Annotated in this window: 1 protein-coding gene; it reads right to left on the reverse strand. The window is 62.4% G+C overall.

Annotation, left to right across the window (positions count from 1 at the left end):
• On the reverse strand, positions 1 to 458 hold a 458-nt coding region (locus tag DU475_RS23945), incomplete at its 3' end, for a transaldolase family protein (protein ID WP_283812119.1).
• Positions 459 to 643 lie beyond the last annotated feature (185 nt).

Below are 643 nucleotides of genomic sequence, written 5' to 3' on the forward strand. Positions count from 1 at the left end.
TGCTTGATCGCCGGCAGGCCCTCGCGTGTCGCCGGCACCTTGATCATCAGGTTTGCGCGATCCACCGCACGCCACAGCCGCTCGGCTTCCGCCAGCGTGCCCTTGGTGTCGAGTGCGAGATAGGGCGAGACTTCGAGGCTGACGAAGCCGTCGCGGCGTTCGAGCTTGTCGTACACCGGCCGCAGCACGTCGGCAGCGTGCTCGATGTCTTCGACCGCGAGCGCTTCGTACAGATCACCGACCGAGCGGTCGCCCTGCTTCAGCGCTTCGCCGATCGCGCCGTCGTATTCGTCGGTGGCACCGATCGCCTTTTCGAAGATCGAGGGATTGGATGTGACACCCTTCACCCCGTCGGTCTCGATCAGTTTCTTCAGGTCGCCCTTGGCGATAAAGCCGCGGGCCAGGAAGTCCAGCCAGATCGCCTGGCCGTGTTTTTCGAGCGCTTTGACGGGATTCATGGTGCCTTGTCTTGCTGGTTCGGTGCGATGACGGCCTCGCCCGCATTTCCGTCCGGGGATCGAGGCTTGTCAACACGTCCTGACCGGCGCCTTGCACGCCGGCCGATTACCGCCCAATGACCGATATGACGTTTAAACCGGCAAACGGTTCCATGATGCCAGCCTATCGCAAGGATGTGATACTG

The organism is Rhodopseudomonas sp. WA056 (genome assembly GCF_010906995.1).
Taxonomy (GTDB): Bacteria; Pseudomonadota; Alphaproteobacteria; order Rhizobiales; family Xanthobacteraceae; genus Rhodopseudomonas; species Rhodopseudomonas palustris_G.